Genomic DNA, 16,629 nt, shown 5'->3' with positions numbered 1-16,629 from the left:
AATATTATCAGCTTTCCACGGGGGCTGCAAATCATTCATTTGGTTAAACTGTACTAACTTGAATATTTTAATAGTAAAGAGATGTATAGCTGCTGCAAAAGCTTCAATTACATTTCCAATTTTACGTGGTTATGATATGATTTAAAGTTGGCTAAAGGATTTTCGGAACGGAAAGGAGAAGTCCGTGATTTATTTAGATAACAGTGCAACGACAAAACCATATAAAGAGGTGCTTGAATCTTTTATAAAGGTTTCTTCTGAATACTTTGGGAATCCGTCTTCCCTGCACGAATTCGGAGGAAAGGCAGAGAGGCTGCTAATACAGGCACGTGAGCAAATTGCACAACTGCTGAATGTAAAACATAATGAGGTGTATTTTACATCAGGAGGGACAGAGAGCAATAATCTTGCAATAAAAGGAACGGCTTTAATGCATAGGAAAAGAGGCCGCCATATTATCACAACTGGATTGGAACATGCTTCAGTGAAAGAAGCGATACAGCAGCTGAAGGAATTGGGCTACCGAATTTCCATCATTTCACCGGATAAAAACGGTATTATCCATGCTGAAGACATTGAAAAGGAAATTACACAGGAAACTATTTTAGTCTCTGTCATGCATGTAAATAATGAAATTGGTTCCATTCAGCCAATAAAAGAAATTGGAGAGATGCTGAAGAAGCATTCGCGAGTGATATTCCATGTAGATAACGTTCAGGGAATCGGAAAGGTTCCTCTTGATCTTTATCAAGCCAGCGTAGATCTGTGTACGATTTCAGCTCATAAATTCCACGGTTTAAAAGGAAATGGGGTTTTGTTCATTCGTGATGGTCTACGTCTTTCACCGTTATTATCCGGTGGCAATCAGGAATGGAAAATGAGAAGCGGCACAGAAAATGTAGCTGGCATTGTAGCAATGGCAAAGGCGCTAAGGCTTACACTAAATAATATGGAAAGGCATTTAAGCCCCCTTATATCTATTAAAAGCTATATTATTGAGGAAATGAATAAAATCGAGGATATTACAGTCCATACCCCGGAAAGAAACTCTGCCCCTCATATTGTGAATTTTTCCATAGAAGGATTCAAAGCAGAGGTATTTGTCCACGCTTTAGAAGAGCACGGGATTTATATATCAACTACAAGTGCCTGCTCTTCAAAGAAAGCTGCTGCCAGCAGCACCCTGATGGCTATGGGAATCCCTGAAAAAGCCGCGAAAAGTGCAGTTCGGATCAGCTTATCATATGATAATACAATGGAAGAGGCAGAGATTTTTGCTGAAGCAGTAAAAGAGACCGTTATAAGGCTAAGAGAGGTTATGAAATCATGATAAATTATGATCGTATACTTATAAGATATGGAGAAATCTCTACAAAAGGAAGAAACCGCAATAAGTTTGTGGATAAATTAAGAAAAAGCATATTAGATGTGCTTAATGAATTTCCCAAGATAAAGATTGAATCTACAAGAGACCGAATGTATGTTGTCCTGAATGGTGCAGATGGCAGAGAGGTTTCTGATCGCCTCAAGGGAATCTTTGGCATTCAGTCTTTCAGCCCTGCTGTTAAAACCACTAAAGATATGGAAGAAATGAAGACAGCCGCATTGGCATTATTCTTAAAACATTTTGAAGAAGGAAAGACTTTCAAAATTACAGCTAAGAGAGCGGATAAAAGCTTTCCTTTAAATACTGACGAACTCAATCATGAATTTGGCGGACACTTGCTGAAGAATGTGCCGGGTCTAAAAGTGAACGTAAAAAAACCGGATATAAATCTGCAAATTGAAGTTCGCGAAGAGGCGGCTTACTTATCATGCGAAACCATTCAGGGTGCTGGCGGGCTTCCTGCAGGTTCGAGCGGAAAAGCCATGCTTATGCTCTCTGGGGGAATTGACAGCCCGGTAGCAGGTTATTTGTCCATGAAGAGGGGATTAGAAATTGAAGCTGTCCATTTTCACAGCCCGCCTTTCACAAGTGAGCGCGCAAAGCAAAAAGTAATTGATTTAACTGAAAAACTTTCTAATATTGCTGGAACCGTCGTACTCCATATTGTCCCGTTTACAGAGATTCAGCAGCTGATCCATCAGCAGGTACCGTCGAATTATACGATGACGGCTACAAGACGATTAATGCTCCGGATCACTGATGAAATACGCAATAAAAATGATGGTCTTGCCATCATCACTGGGGAAAGCCTTGGACAGGTAGCCAGCCAGACACTCGAGAGCATGTTTGCCATTAATGATGTTACAACCACACCTATTCTGCGGCCGCTTATCACAATGGATAAATCTGAAATCATCGAGATTGCCCAAAGCATCGATACCCACGATATATCCATCAGGCCATTCGAAGATTGCTGTACCGTTTTTGTTCCATCATCCCCAAAAACAAAACCAAAGCGCGACAAAGTCCGCCGCTTTGAAAGCTTTGTTGACTTCGAACCACTCATCGCAAAAGCAGTTGAGGATACCGAAAAGATGGTTATTAAACCTCAATCGAGCAATGAAGAGTCTTTTGGGGAGTTATTTTAATTTAAATGCAGGTTAATTGTTAAATTTCACTTCGAAAAATAATACAACAATTACCAATTAATTAGTGTATATGGCCATGTGATTCTACACATTCTATACTCACAAGGAGGTGAAAATCACATGGCAAACAACAACAGCTCAAACCAACTTCTAGTTCCTGGAGTACAACAAGCTCTTGACCAAATGAAGTACGAAATCGCTACTGAATTCGGTGTAAACCTTGGTGCTGAAACTACTTCTCGCGCTAACGGTTCTGTAGGTGGAGAAATCACTAAGCGTTTAGTTCAAATGGCTGAACAGCAATTAGGCGGTTTCCAAAGATAATTAAATAATATGGCTACAAGGAGCAGGAATCTTTCCTGCTCCTTATTTTTGCGCAAAAATTATTTTTCAAAAAATAAATAATTTTAAATTTTATAATAATTTAGTATAATAATTTCTATAGATTACTCATCCAGGATCAGACACCAGCAAATGAAATTGTCAGGGGGAGATTTGATGAAACGGGAAGACTTAATTGCACCGGAGAAATACAATCTCGTATCAGAAATGGAGCGGTTTGCCGGAGATAAGGACAAACTTGCAATAAAGTGGGAAAATGAGCAGGGAGAAAAGAAAGAGATTACATACAGTGAACTGATCCTTAATGCAAATAGAATTGGAAACGTTTTCTTTGAAAATGGTCTTAATAAAGGAGATGTTATTCTGATCATTGTTCCAAGACTGATTGAAGCATATCAGGTTTACATTGCATCATTGAAAGCAGGAATTGTCGTCATACCAAGTTCAGAAATGCTTCGATCGAAAGATTTGCAATATCGGATTAATCATGGGGATGTAAAAGGTATTGTGAGTTATTATCCATATGTTGATCAATTTAAAGATATTAAGGAAGCGGCAGCCCTGCCGAAGTTCGTGATAGGCGGAAACGCAGAAGGCTGGATCGGGCTGGATGAAGAAATGAAAAAGGCTTCTGATGAACTTTCGCTGGCCGATACTTCCCGGGATGACATGGCGTTCCTTTCATATACATCAGGAACAACAGGGAATCCTAAAGGTGTAGTACATACACATGGCTGGGCATTTGCTCACCTAAAAACAGCAGCACCGAACTGGCTATGCATTAATGAAGGCGATACAGTATGGGCAACGGCAGGTCCCGGCTGGCAAAAGTGGATCTGGAGCCCATTCCTTTCTGTTTTGGGTTCTGGTGCTACGGGAATTGTCTACAATGGAAAGTTCGAGCCGAAGAAATATTTGCAGCTGTTAGAGGATTATCAGGTAAATGTTCTTTGCTGTACGCCGACTGAATACAGGCTGATGGCAAAGGCTGAGAATATACATGAATACAAGCTGCCGGCTCTTCATAGTGCTGTTTCAGCCGGTGAACCGCTAAACCGCGAAGTGATTGATACATTCAAAAAGCATTTTAACGTAAATGTCCGTGACGGATATGGACAGACAGAAAATACCCTGCTTGTCGGCATTACGAAGGATATGGAGCTAAAAGCAGGTTCAATGGGCAAACCGACACCTGGCAATAGAGTTGATATTATCAATGAAGAAGGTGAGGTATGTGCTGTTGGTGAGGTAGGAGATATCGCTGTCCATGTCGAAACTCCTGCGCTCTTCAAAAATTATTATAAAGATCCGGAAAGAACAGCTATGCAATTCCGCGGAGATTACTATATTACAGGAGATAAAGCTAAGAAAGATGAAGATGGCTATTTCTGGTTTGAAGGCCGCGGTGATGATATTATTATCAGTTCAGGCTATACCATTGGACCTTTCGAGGTGGAAGATGCGCTTGTAAAGCATCCATATGTAGCGGAATGTGCAGTTGTGGGAAGTCCGGATGAAGTGCGAGGATTGATCGTTAAAGCATTCGTTGTATTAAGGGAAGGTGTAGATCAAAGCGACCCTAACCTTGTTTCCCAGCTGCAGGAACATGTAAAAGAGCTGACGGCTCCTTATAAATATCCTCGGAAAATTGAATTTCTATCAGAGCTTCCTAAAACTACTTCAGGAAAAATTATGCGTGTGGAGTTACGGAAAAAAGAAGCGGAAACTGCTTCAGCGCAAAACTGAATGCTATAAAAAATGCAGGCGGGAATTCCGCCTGTATTTTTGTTATACTATGGTAAATGTAAACTTTTAGATATTAAAGGAGAAAAGATTTATGGGAACGCTTTGGCATGGGGGCCCGATTTATACCCTTCAGCAGGAAGGTCATCAGATAGAGGCCGTTTTTACAGAAGGCTGCCGTATTATTGAAATTGGCGCCTTGAGCGATTTAAGAATCAAATATAAAGAAGAGATTCAAAAAGAGATAGACCTGCAGGGAAGCACCATGCTGCCGGGATTTGTGGATAGCCATATGCATCTAATTGGGCATGGTGAAAGGCTAATAAGGCTCGACTTATCTACGCACACATCAAAGCAGGAAGTTCTTATGGCTGTAAAGGAATTTTCAGAGACCATTGAAGAGGGAGAGTGGGTCATTGGGGAAGGCTGGAATGAAAATCTGTGGGATCAGCCGGAACCTATCTATGCTTCAGAGCTTGATCAATTTGTTCCGAATCATCCTGTCATGCTGAAACGTGTGTGCAGACATGCCCTTGCAGTGAACTCCCTTGGATTAGAAAAAGCAAATATTACTGAAGATACTGAATGTCCTCCAGGAGGTGTAATCGATAAAGATGAATATGGGAAACTAAATGGTCTTTTGAAAGACCAGGCCCAGGAGCTTTTATTTAATGTGATGCCGGCTGTCTCAGAAAGCTATTTAAGGAAGGCGCTTCAAGCTGCCATTAAAGATGCCTATAAGCTTGGATTGACAGGAGGACATACTGAGGATCTCAATTATTATGGAGGATTCAGCCAAACTTACCATGCTTTCAGGCAGGTAATAGAGGAGGAAGGACTCCCCTTCCGTGCACATCTGCTGGTTCATCATGAAGTTGCGGATGAAATGAAGGAAGCAGGCGGCGGATTTTTAGAGGGAAGTAACCATATAGAATTTGGGGCAATGAAGATATTCGCCGATGGAGCCCTTGGAGGAAGAACAGCTTTATTAAGCCATCCTTATGCAGATGACCCATCCACTTCAGGAGTTGCCATTTTTTCACAGGAGCAGCTTGATGGATTAGTGGAGAAAGCCCGCAAGCATGAAATGCCGGTTGCCGTCCATACGATTGGGGATTTGGCATTTGAAATGGCATTAAATGCGATAGAAAAGCACCCATTGGAAGGCTTGGGACGAGACAGGCTGATTCATGCCCAAATATTGCGCAAAGAACTTATAGACAGGGCTAAAAAACTGCCATTAATCCTTGATATCCAGCCAAGATTTACAGCATCTGATTTTCCATGGGTGATTGACCGCATTGGTGAAGAACATATGGAGTACTGTTACGCCTGGAAGACACTTCTGAAAGAAGGGATACATTGTGCAGGAGGTTCTGATGCACCGATTGAGCCGGTCAATCCATTTCTTGGTATTCATGCGGCCGTTACAAGGACAAATATAGATGATCCGCACAATACAGTCTATTATCCAAGTGAAGCGTTAACTGTTTATGAAGCAGTATGCTTATTCACAAAAGGCAGTGCATATGCTGCATCCCATGAAAATGATAGAGGTGTAATAAAAGAAGGATATCTTGCAGATTTCACCATATTAAATAAAGATATTTTTAATATGCCCATAGGGCAAATGGCCGCAATTTCAGTAAACAAAACCGTTATTGACGGAAAAATAGTATACGAAGCATAAGTAGAAGTGCCAGGCACCTATACCAGTTTGCCCAATTGGTATAGGTACCTGGCACTCGTTTTGGCAGGAAAAAATGATTGCAAACATTTTTATGTCAGATTTATAATATAAATATTTCGATACTAGAAAGAATTGAGGAAATGGCAATGAAAAATAATGAAGTGCAAACTGGAGCTCTATACGCAGGGTTTGCTTACTTTTTATGGGGCATTCTCCCTGTTTATTGGAAGTTTTTGGATCACGTCAAAGCGGATGAGATTTTGGCAAACAGGATTTTTTGGTCGTTTTTCTTTATGCTGGTGATTTTGCTGGCTTCAAAGAAATGGAATGCTTTTGCTGAAACGCTAAAAGGTTTTAAAAGAAATAGAAAACAGCTTTACGCTCTTGTAATAGCTTCCCTTTTGATCAGCACCAACTGGTTTTTGTATATTTGGGCGGTCAATACCAATCAGATGATTGAGGCTAGTCTTGGCTATTATATTAATCCTCTCGTAAGTGTGATTCTGGGCATGGTGGTTTTTAAAGAGAAACTATCACCTGCGCAATATATCTCTTTCGGATTTGCATTTGCAGGGGTTATGATTTTGACTGTCAGCTATGGGCGCTTTCCCTGGATAGCCATTGTGCTCGCTTTATCCTTTGGCCTTTATGGGCTAGCCAAAAAGCTTATAAAGGTAGATTCAGCAGTTGGTTTAACGCTTGAGACACTTGTAGTGACTCCGATCGCATTTATTTATATGATTATGCTTTTCATGGATGGCAAACAGGCATTCCTGCATGTTTCGCTAAGCTCCGACTTGCTCCTTATAGGGGCAGGCGCAGCCACAGCAATACCGCTATTGTACTTTGCCAAAGGGGCACAAAAGATACCGATGTCCATGCTTGGTTTTCTGCAGTATATTGCGCCGACCATTACGCTGATTCTGGGGATCTTCGTTTATCATGAGCACTTTACTAAACTTCACTTACTTTCCTTTATGTTTATTTGGCTGGCCTTAACGATTTACTCTGTTTCAAGGACAAAACTCTTTGTCCATTGGGAAACAAAACTAAAGCGCGGAAAAGGTATTGGCATATAGAAAAAAGAGTTTCGCACCTTCATGCGAAACTCTTTTTTTATAAGAATGTTCTCTTAACCTTTTCCCAGTAGGAATTGTCTTTCAGTTTTACGGTTTTAATGATTTTGTCGCTGAGTTTAACATCAATCTTTTCTACATGCTGAATGCTTAGGGCTTCGTTGTCCATTCCCATTGTAGGATGGTCGTTGCCATCTTGAACCACTTTGAGGGTCAGCTTTCTGTTTCCGCTCAGGATAAAGGAAGATCCGAGAGTGCGATAGCGATTATTATTAAGTGAAGCGAGTTCGCTCACCTGCATGCAAGGAAGCAGCGGGTCAACAACAGCTCCATTTACAGACTTATTATAGGCTGTGCTTCCGGTTGGGGTGGCAACAATCATTCCGTCCCCGCGGAACGTTTCAAAATGAAAATCATCGATAAAGACATCGATTACAAAGGTTTTAATTATGGCGGAACGGATACTGAATTCATTTAAGCACTGAAACGATGTCTGGTCATCAACCGTAACATCAATAGTGGGATAGCGTCTTACTTCTACCTGCTCATTTGTCATTGCCTCTACCATCTTGGCTGTATCATCGAGATGGAAATCACAGTACAGGCTCAGGCTTCCCGTCGTTGAAATACCGGCATACAAACAATCATCTCTATAGCCAGTTTTGCGGACAGCCTGCAAAAACGTTCCGTCTCCCCCGATGCTTACAATGATATTGGCTTGTTTGAAGTCATTAACAATTGTAAAGGCATGCTCTTCAGCAAGGCTATAAAGCGGTGCTACTTTTTCCATCGTTTCTTCATCTTTTTTGTGATAAAAGTATATATTGCGTCTTTCAGGCATATTCATTCCTCCAAACAGTAATAAAGGTTGTGGAATTTCAGGGGGAAAATGTCCTTGATAATTTTCTTTCCCAAATAATTCATATTTTGCTATGATTATGGTTGCCTGAGTTCAGTTTACCTTTTTTTGAAACATTTTAAAAGTTTATACGTATGTAGAATATGTGACAAATAGGTTTTCTGGGAATCATAAACAGTCAAATAATGGGGCTGGTTATGTTAAAGGAGAAAGCAAATTCAAAGGAGGATTTCACAATGAATGGAAAACGTTGGGCTGCACTTGGAATAGCAGCAGGTCTGTTTGTTTTTTCCGTTGTGCTGAACTTTGTAACTGCATTTGCATTTACAGATTTTGAAAGCTCGGTAAATGAACTGTTTGCAGGAAGCAATGAAGCATTTTTGGAAGAAATCATTGAAGAGGGAAATGCACAGAAAAAGATAGCTGTGCTTGATGTAAATGGTGTGATTCAGGATACTGGAGATGCAGCTTCTTTATTTTCAAGCCCGGGATATAATCACAAAGGATTCATGGATAACCTTGAATATGTAAAAGAAGACAGCACAGTAAAGGCGATTGTCATAAAGGTTAATTCTCCAGGCGGAGGGGTAGTGGAAAGCGCCGAAATACATGATAAGATTATTGAAATTCAAAAAGAAACAAAGAAGCCGGTATACATATCAATGGGATCAATGGCTGCATCAGGAGGCTATTATATATCCGCTCCGGCTGACAAGATTTTTGCGAGCCCTGAGACATTGACCGGTTCACTGGGGGTTATCATGCAGGGCTATAATTATGCTGGGCTTGCTGAAAAATATGGTGTCGAGTTTGTAACGATTAAGAGCGGGCCGTATAAAGATATCATGAGCCCAACCAGGGATATGACAGATGAGGAAAGAAAAATCCTTCAATCCATGATTGATAATTCATATGCAGGGTTTGTTAAAGTGATCTCGGAAGGCCGAGGACTAACTGAGGCACAGGTGAAGGAAATTGCCGATGGCCGTATTTATGACGGACGGCAGGCGAAAGAACTGAATCTGATCGACGGTTTTGGCTATGACGATGATGTAATTGAACAATTAAAGAAAGACCACAAACTAAATGGTGCCCAGGTTGTAAAGTACACTGAGAATTTTGGGTTCGGCTCCATGTTCAGTATGGGAGCGCGAAAAATCATGGGTGATGACCTGGAAATGGCGGGCGTGATGAAATTGTTATCTCAGCCAAACTCACCGCGTTTAATGTATCTTTATGCTGAATAGGGAGGGGGAGAGAAGATGACCTCAAATGATCAGAATGAAAAAGAGCTTGCCCGTCCAGATTCAATACAGGATGAGGGCAGGAATAACTCATCCTTTGATGAAGCAGATCCTGCTGTAAACGAAACAATCATACAAGCAGAAACCCTCCCCATTCAAAAAGCTGCAGAACCGATGAGGTTTGCCGGGTTTTGGATGAGATTTTGGGCTTATCTTTTAGATTTAGTTGTAGTTGGCAGTGTTGACCGGATATTGATTAACCCAATTTTTAGGGCGCTGGATATTCCTCTGCATGAAAGCAATTTGTTTGCACCGATTTCCATAGCTACTGCCCTTACGTTTTATGCCTATTTTGTGCTGATGACAAAGTTTTTTGGCCAGACACTCGGTAAAATGGTATTTGGTTTAAAGGTAGTAAATCTTAAAGGAAAGAAACTGACATGGAGCACAATTTTGTTCCGTGAATGGATCGGCCGCTTTATATCAGCGACCATTTTTGTCGGGTATGTAATTGTAGCATTCCTGCCAAAGAAACAGGGACTGCATGATCTTTTTGCGGATACCTCTGTAGTTCATGAAAGGCAAAGGGAACAAGTCTATAATTGAGAAATGTCCGCCTGCCACCGCTTGGTGGCAGGTTTATTTTTTTTCAGTTGGGCATAATACAAAGCTGAAAGGGTGTGAAAAAAATGAAGTGGCTTCTGATTGCCGTAATTGCCCTCATACTTCTTTTAATTCTAATCATGGCAACAAAACTAAAGATATATTTTCATTTCTACCATGGAAATGACAATGACCATATGAAAATTCAATTCAAAGCCTGGTTCGGACTGATCAGGTACAAAATAGAAGTCCCTCTAATAAAAGTGGACGATAACTCGCCAACTCTTGTTGTTAAGGAAAAGACGGCTGCTGGACCACAGGAAAATGCTGCTGAAAAAGACACAAAGCAATATTCCGCAGATGATCTTATAAATAGCTTTCATGATACAAAAGCAATGATAAATCATATCGTGTCCCTTCACAAAATAATACGGAAATTTCTCAAGCGTGTGACCATCCGGAATCTTGAATGGCATACTTTTGCTGGCCTAGGGGATGCAGCCCATACGGGGATGCTTACTGGGGCCCTCTGGGCGATAAAAGGGAGCATTATTGGATTAATAAGTCATTATATGAAACTGAAAACGCCTCCCAGCATTACCGTCACTCCCCATTTCCAATTTTCCGTCTCTCAAACAGCCATTTCATGTATGATTCATTTTCGTGTCGGGCATGCTATGTTAGCAGGAATTAAACTGATCAAATATTGGAAGGGCGGACGGCCGGATTTCAGGACAAAGCCGCTTTCTGCCTTATCTGATGATGGTACTAAAACTGTCTAAAAGAGGAGGAGCAATGAATGTCTGACCATCCTATTCAAGGGCTTATGACAACTGCCATGGAAAACCTGAAAGAGATGATTGATGTTAACACTATAATTGGGGATCCAGTAGAAACCCCTGATGGCAGTGTAATATTAACGGTTTCAAAGGTTGGCTTTGGCTTTGCCGCAGGAGGAAGCGAGTTTATGCTTGATGGACAATCAGGCGAGGAAAAGGGCCACCCGTTTGGCGGAGGAAGCGGCGGCGGTGTCTCCATCACGCCAATTGCCTTTTTGATTGTCAATTCGCACGGGGTGAAAATGGTTCATCTTGATGAAAGCACTCATTTATATGAGAAAATTCTTGACCTTGCCCCACAGGCAGTCGATAAAATTCAGCAAATGTTCAATAAGAAAGACGGGGGAACCGGCAATCAGCAAAGCCAGCCTCAGGATCAAAACAATGATGAGTACAGCGGCAAGAAACAAGACCTTGATATCTAAGAGAAGGAAGTTAACTTTCCCAGGGAGAGTTAACTTTTTTCTTGGAATGTATCCTTAATAATTGCAAAAAAGATTCTGAAAAGATATGATTTACACTGTACATAAGTGATTAAGGAGGACGATTTAAATGGCATCTATTACGTTCAAAGGAAATCCTGTAACATTGCTGGGCAATGAAGTAAAAGTTGGAGATAAAGCTCCTGAATTCAAGGTACTGGCAAATGACCTTTCTGAAGTAACTCTTGCTGATTCAAAAGGGCAGGTGCGTCTAATCAGCGTAGTTCCTTCTATTGACACGGGAGTTTGTGATGCGCAGACACGCCGTTTTAACGAAGAAGCTTCCAAGCTTGACAATGTTAAGATTCTTACTGTAAGCGTGGATCTTCCATTTGCCCAAAAACGCTGGTGTGCAGCAGCAGGCATTGAAAATGTTCAAACCGTTTCTGATCACCGTAGCCTTTCTTTCGGAGAAGCATATGGGGTGGCCATCCAGGAACTTCGTTTATTGGCTCGTGCCGTTTTTGTTGTCGATTCAAATGACAACGTTACATATGCGGAATATGTAAGTGAAGCAACAGATCATCCAAACTATGAAGCAGCAGTGGAAGCTGCTAAGCAAGCGAAATAATTATACGAATATTAAAAGCTCCGGATTTGTTCCGGGGCTTTATTTTTTGCGTCCCTCAGCACCAAACTTGTGAATGAAACAAAAGGCCGTTAAAATAGGAAAAAGAATAAGGACGGGAGGAATAAGCTGTGAAAATAACTCCGGTTGAGGATTTATTTACCGTTTTAAACGAAACGGCTACGATTATGCAGGAAGAACTGCATTGTACATACCTTGAAGCTCTTGCAGAAACAGGAGAGAATCTATTCCATGAAAGTATTCTTCAGGATGAGCTTAGCGAATTAACAGTTAAAAGACTTAGGAAGAGTTATGAATCCATTGACTTAAGCAACTGCACAAAAGAAGAGATTAGAAAATCCTTCCAGCTTGCTATTTTAAAAGGAATGAAAGAGAACGTCCAGCCTAATCATCAAATGACTCCAGATGCAGTGGGCATGCTGATGGGGTATCTGGTCGAAAAATTCATTCAGGAAAAAGGTTTCCGCCTGCTGGATCCTGCCGTAGGAACAGGAAATTTATTGACAACTGTTATGAATCACCAAAAGGATAAAACGGTTGAGGCAACTGGGATTGAGATTGACGACTTATTAATTAAGCTTGCTTATATAAATGCCAATTTACAAGAGCATCCCATTCAATTTTTTAACCAGGATAGCCTTGAGCCCCTGTTTATAGAACCTGCTGATGCTGTAGTGAGTGACCTTCCTGTTGGCTACTATCCGAATGATGTCCGTTCAGCTGAGTATAAGCTAAAAGCTGATGAGGGACATTCCTATTCTCATCACTTATTTATTGAGCAGAGCATGAATCATGTGAAATCTGGAGGTTATTTATTTTTTATCATTCCAAATGGGCTGTTTGAAAGTGAGCAGGCACCAAAGCTTCATGAGTTCATTAAGGAAAATGCCTATATTCAAGGTTTGGTTCAGCTGCCGCTTACTATGTTCAAAAATGAAAAAGCAGCCAAAAGCATATTTATCCTTCAGAAAAAAGGGGATGGAGTCACTCCGCCTAAGCAGGCCCTCTTGGTCAACTTGCCCAGCTTATCCAAAACAGCAGAAGCTGAAAAAATACTCAAGAAAATTGATGTCTGGTTTAAAGAAAGCAAATAAGGATAAACGAAAAGAAGCCGAGCATTTTGCCGGCTTCTTTTTTAAATGTATTAATATGCGGAAGTATCAGAAAATATTTAATTTATCATGAAAACGATACCATTGCAAGGTGCTTCTTGAAATGTATTGCTTACAGTGTTTAAATGGAAAATTGAGAGATATTAATTGTGGCCGATGCACAAAATAAGGTTGTATTAATTTTTGTGTCGTATCACACTTTGTTATATAAAAGTATGGGTTTGGAGAGACAAGTCAGTCCCTTTGAACATCTTCTAAAGGAGCGGTAGCTTTATGGCAAAAATCATAGCAATCAATGCCGGCAGTTCTTCGTTAAAATTTCAATTATTTGACATGCCGAGTGAAGAAGTAATTACGAAAGGCTTAATCGAGCGTATTGGGCTGGATAACGCAGTCTTCAATATTTCTGTAAATGGCGAAAAAATTAAGGAAGTAACTGATATACCTGATCATTCAGTAGCGGTTAAAATCCTGCTTGATAAATTAACAAATCTTGGGATTATTAAATCTCTTGATGAAATCGAAGGCATTGGCCATCGTGTAGTACATGGCGGTGAGGCATTCAACGATTCTGTAGTCATTACGGATGAAGTGCTTGCGAAAATTGATGAACTTTCGGAACTTGCACCCCTTCATAACCCGGCTAATATTACGGGTATTAAGGCATTCCAGCAGGTTCTTCCGAATGTGCCTGCAGTGGCAGTATTTGATACAGCCTTCCATCAGACGATGCCTGAAAGCTCATTCCTATATAGCTTGCCATATGAGTATTATGAAAAATATGGCATCCGCAAGTATGGGTTCCATGGCACTTCACATAAATATGTATCAGAGCGTGCTGCAGAAATGCTTGGCCGTCCGCTTGAACAGCTTCGCCTCATCTCCTGCCATTTAGGGAATGGAGCAAGTATTACAGCCATTGAAGGCGGAAAGTCAATCGATACTTCCATGGGATTCACTCCGTTAGCGGGTGTTACAATGGGTACCCGTTCAGGGAACATTGACCCTGCACTTATTCCATTTATTATGGAAAAGACTGGAAAGAACGCAGATGAAGTTCTTGATGTTCTTAATAAAAAGAGCGGTATGCTTGGTGTTTCCGGATTCTCCAGTGATCTTCGCGACATTGAAGTTCAAGCGGTTGAAGGAAATGAAAGAGCAGAATTAGCTCTTGAAGTATTCGCAAACAGAATCCACAAATATATTGGATCCTATGCATCCCGCATGTATGGCGTAGATGCGATTATCTTCACTGCCGGAATCGGTGAAAACAGTGATGTTATCCGTGATCGTGTTCTTCAGGGGCTGGAATTCATGGGCGTATACTGGGATCCTGCATTAAATAAAGTGCGCGGTGAAGAAGCGTTCATTAATTACCCTCATTCACCAGTTAAAGTCATGATTATCCCAACAAATGAGGAAGTCATGATTGCACGTGATGTAGTGAGATTGGCTAAATAACATTCATAACAAGGCAAGGGCTTATCGCTCTTGTCTTTTTTGTTTTTATCGGGATTTATTGCCCATCAGGCGGAAGGAGAATTCATCATCTGACTTATGCTATACTGAGTCCAAGAAAAAATGTTTTGGGAGGAATTGCGATGCCATTGAACGAACGGGAAGAAAGTGTTTTGGCCGGTATTCAGGAGTGGGAAAACAAGCTGTTGAATTATGAGCCCAATGATTTGGAAATGGTTTATGATAAATCATTGGAAAGGTCTTTTTCACTATTGCCTGAAGAAGTTCAGCAGCAATTTTTTTCAGCAATGGATAGCTGGCTGTTTCATCTTCATGCGCTTATTCAAGGCTCACAGCTTCAAATGGATGCGAAGGAGCGCATTTTGACGGCAGGCCGTGTTTTTCATTCTGATATTGAGTCGATTGAAGACCTTAAGCAATTGAATATCGACCAGCTTCAATACATAGCTCAACAGCAGATTGCCCGGCATCGTCTTTATTCTTTTGCACAAGGCGGCATTGCCGGTTCAGGCAGCTCACTCATGCTGGGTACAGATATTCCTGCTATGGCGGTTATTAATCTTCGTGCTGTCCAGCTGATTGCTATGACATATGGCTTTGAGGTCAATACTCCATTCGAAATGATGAGTTCTCTTAAGGTTTTTCACGCAGCCACACTGCCGCCGCGCATGCAGGGCAGTGCTTGGGAAGAACTGAGGTACGAGCTGAAGAATCAGGAAGAATTCTATTTTTATGAAGGAAAAGAAGAATTGACTGATATAACCTGGATCGAGCAGCCAATGAAGCAGCTTTTTAAAGCAATGGCTATTTACTTTTTCCGCAGAAAGTCAGTACAGGGAATTCCTTTCATCAGCATGGCCATTGGAGCCGGGACGAATTATCAGCTAACAAGAAAAGTAACAGATTTCGCTCATAAATATTATCAAATGAGATATTTGCAAAGAAAAAACATTCAGCAGTAAACTTCCGGAATACTATGAATTATAAGCAAAGGTGATGCCAAATGAGTACATTCGAGCATAAAAAAGAAGCCCCAAAAGAAGTTAGATGCAAAGTGGTCACCGTAAGTGATACGAGAAATAAAGAAACAGATAAAAGCGGAAAGCTGATGATCCGGCTGCTGGAAGAGGCAGGACATGTCATAGCTGACTATGAAATCGTCAAAGATGAAGGAAATCTCATTCGTGAGGCCGTATTAAAAGGATGTGAAAACCCCAGCATTGATGCTGTCCTTACAAATGGAGGCACAGGAATTGCATTAAGGGACGTGACTATTGAAACGGTAAGAGAATTATTTGATAAAGAAATTGACGGATTCGGCGAATTGTTCAGGATGCTAAGCTACACGGAAGATATCGGGTCTGCGGCCATTCTTTCACGAGCTGCTGCAGGCACAGTGCAAAATAAAGCAGTTTTCTCAACACCAGGATCATCCGGGGCAGTTCGCCTTGCGATGAATAAGCTGATTCTGCCTGAACTCGGGCATATCGTCAGGGAACTAAGAAAAGATTTATAAAGGGCAAAAAACCTTTCCGCCGCGGAAAGGTTTTTTTAAAATGACAGGGAAGTATAATTTTTTACTTCGGGAACTGTCTAGCGCAAGCAGCCTGCTCCCTCGAGTTGTCGGGGCGCTTCCGCTTTTCTTTTATGAATGCATTTTCCCTGTAATATCCTGATTCGTTCGATACCATAGCCACAGATCATTTATGACTGATGCCAGTTCTGAAATTTCACTGTTGAGTCTGCATGATCTTTCGAAATTGCCCTCATCTGATAGCTCAGCCTGTTTCCTGTTTATTTCCGCTTCAAGCTCGGCAATGCGGTCAGGAATCCTGCCTCTTATTTTTTCCCATTGAAACAGGATCATCTGCTGTGTTTTTGGTGAATATTCATCCCAATCCCGGTCAAAGGCGGGTATGGGAATGCCAAGACGGCCATTATGTGAAAAATGCTCCTCCATTATGAATCCCCCAAACGATAATCTTGTTTTTATTTTACTATAAAGGTGTTTGCGGTGCATGAATGTTTTAGTATTC

Annotated in this window: 17 protein-coding genes; 15 read left to right on the top strand and 2 right to left on the bottom strand. The window is 41.1% G+C overall.

Annotated features, from left to right (window positions below; translation table 11 throughout):
• Positions 1 to 184 precede the first annotated feature (184 nt).
• From ACXAD1_RS19680 to rarD, 6 genes are all read left to right on the top strand, one after another.
• Positions 185 to 1,330 (top strand): cysteine desulfurase family protein, encoded by a 1,146-nt coding sequence (locus tag ACXAD1_RS19680; protein WP_206839129.1) that lies wholly within the window; start codon positions 185 to 187, stop codon positions 1,328 to 1,330.
• The gene (thiI, locus tag ACXAD1_RS19675; protein ID WP_211202485.1) at positions 1,327 to 2,535 is read left to right on the top strand and encodes a tRNA uracil 4-sulfurtransferase ThiI; all 1,209 of its coding nucleotides are present in this window, start codon (positions 1,327 to 1,329) and stop codon (positions 2,533 to 2,535) included. The genes ACXAD1_RS19680 and thiI overlap by 4 nt, the downstream gene beginning before the upstream one ends.
• A 120-nt stretch (positions 2,536 to 2,655) precedes the next feature.
• The gene (locus tag ACXAD1_RS19670) at positions 2,656 to 2,859 is read left to right on the top strand and encodes an alpha/beta-type small acid-soluble spore protein (protein ID WP_035330326.1); all 204 of its coding nucleotides are present in this window, start codon (positions 2,656 to 2,658) and stop codon (positions 2,857 to 2,859) included.
• A 174-nt stretch (positions 2,860 to 3,033) separates the two neighbouring features.
• Positions 3,034 to 4,623 carry an acyl-CoA synthetase MbcS gene (gene mbcS / locus ACXAD1_RS19665; RefSeq protein WP_206839127.1) on the top strand — a complete coding sequence of 530 codons (1,590 nt, stop codon included), beginning with the start codon at positions 3,034 to 3,036 and terminating at the stop codon, positions 4,621 to 4,623.
• A gap of 91 nt (positions 4,624 to 4,714) precedes the next feature.
• Entirely contained in the window at positions 4,715 to 6,310 is a 1,596-nt protein-coding gene (locus ACXAD1_RS19660) for an amidohydrolase (RefSeq protein WP_206839125.1), read from the top strand.
• A gap of 146 nt (positions 6,311 to 6,456) precedes the next feature.
• Positions 6,457 to 7,389, top strand: coding sequence for an EamA family transporter RarD (gene rarD, locus ACXAD1_RS19655; RefSeq protein WP_206839123.1), 933 nt, complete (start codon positions 6,457 to 6,459; stop codon positions 7,387 to 7,389).
• Positions 7,390 to 7,426: 37 nt separating this feature from the next.
• Here the strand turns inward: rarD and ACXAD1_RS19650 are convergent, their stop codons facing one another.
• The gene (locus ACXAD1_RS19650; RefSeq protein ID WP_206839121.1) at positions 7,427 to 8,227 is read right to left on the bottom strand and encodes an NAD kinase; all 801 of its coding nucleotides are present in this window, start codon (positions 8,225 to 8,227) and stop codon (positions 7,427 to 7,429) included.
• Between the two features lie 254 nt (positions 8,228 to 8,481).
• On the opposite strand from ACXAD1_RS19650, the gene sppA reads away from it, so the two are divergent.
• The 9 genes from sppA to ACXAD1_RS19605 all read left to right on the top strand — a co-directional run bounded on the left by sppA (position 8,482) and on the right by ACXAD1_RS19605 (position 16,109).
• A complete protein-coding gene (gene sppA / locus ACXAD1_RS19645; protein WP_206839119.1) occupies positions 8,482 to 9,492 on the top strand; it encodes a signal peptide peptidase SppA in 1,011 nt (336 codons plus the stop codon).
• A 15-nt stretch (positions 9,493 to 9,507) separates the two neighbouring features.
• The gene (locus tag ACXAD1_RS19640; protein WP_206839118.1) at positions 9,508 to 10,095 is read left to right on the top strand and encodes an RDD family protein; all 588 of its coding nucleotides are present in this window, start codon (positions 9,508 to 9,510) and stop codon (positions 10,093 to 10,095) included.
• A gap of 83 nt (positions 10,096 to 10,178) precedes the next feature.
• Complete coding sequence (locus tag ACXAD1_RS19635) at positions 10,179 to 10,874, top strand: DUF2953 domain-containing protein (RefSeq protein WP_206839117.1); 696 nt, start codon at positions 10,179 to 10,181, stop codon at positions 10,872 to 10,874.
• Between the two features lie 17 nt (positions 10,875 to 10,891).
• A complete protein-coding gene (gene ytfJ / locus ACXAD1_RS19630; protein WP_197208020.1) occupies positions 10,892 to 11,356 on the top strand; it encodes a GerW family sporulation protein in 465 nt (154 codons plus the stop codon).
• 127 nt (positions 11,357 to 11,483) lie between these two features.
• Positions 11,484 to 11,984: a thiol peroxidase gene (gene tpx / locus ACXAD1_RS19625; RefSeq protein ID WP_206839116.1), complete on the top strand. Its 501-nt coding sequence runs from the start codon at positions 11,484 to 11,486 to the stop codon at positions 11,982 to 11,984.
• 128 nt (positions 11,985 to 12,112) lie between these two features.
• Positions 12,113 to 13,096: a class I SAM-dependent methyltransferase gene (locus ACXAD1_RS19620; RefSeq protein ID WP_206839115.1), complete on the top strand. Its 984-nt coding sequence runs from the start codon at positions 12,113 to 12,115 to the stop codon at positions 13,094 to 13,096.
• 291 nt (positions 13,097 to 13,387) lie between these two features.
• The gene (locus tag ACXAD1_RS19615; protein WP_206839114.1) at positions 13,388 to 14,575 is read left to right on the top strand and encodes an acetate kinase; all 1,188 of its coding nucleotides are present in this window, start codon (positions 13,388 to 13,390) and stop codon (positions 14,573 to 14,575) included.
• Between the two features lie 140 nt (positions 14,576 to 14,715).
• Positions 14,716 to 15,555, top strand: coding sequence for an EcsC family protein (locus ACXAD1_RS19610; protein ID WP_206839113.1), 840 nt, complete (start codon positions 14,716 to 14,718; stop codon positions 15,553 to 15,555).
• 41 nt (positions 15,556 to 15,596) lie between these two features.
• Positions 15,597 to 16,109 (top strand): MogA/MoaB family molybdenum cofactor biosynthesis protein, encoded by a 513-nt coding sequence (locus ACXAD1_RS19605; RefSeq protein ID WP_206839110.1) that lies wholly within the window; start codon positions 15,597 to 15,599, stop codon positions 16,107 to 16,109.
• Positions 16,110 to 16,238: 129 nt separating this feature from the next.
• Here ACXAD1_RS19605 and ACXAD1_RS19600 read toward each other — a convergent pair whose 3' ends face one another.
• On the bottom strand, positions 16,239 to 16,553 hold the full coding sequence (locus tag ACXAD1_RS19600; protein ID WP_206839108.1) for an ABC transporter C-terminal domain-containing protein: 315 nt from the start codon (positions 16,551 to 16,553) through the stop codon (positions 16,239 to 16,241).
• Positions 16,554 to 16,629 lie beyond the last annotated feature (76 nt).

The organism is Cytobacillus sp. ABV4_503, assembly GCF_056158445.1.
Note: the sequence above shows the minus strand (reverse complement) of the source record. Positions and strands in the feature narration are given on the sequence as shown.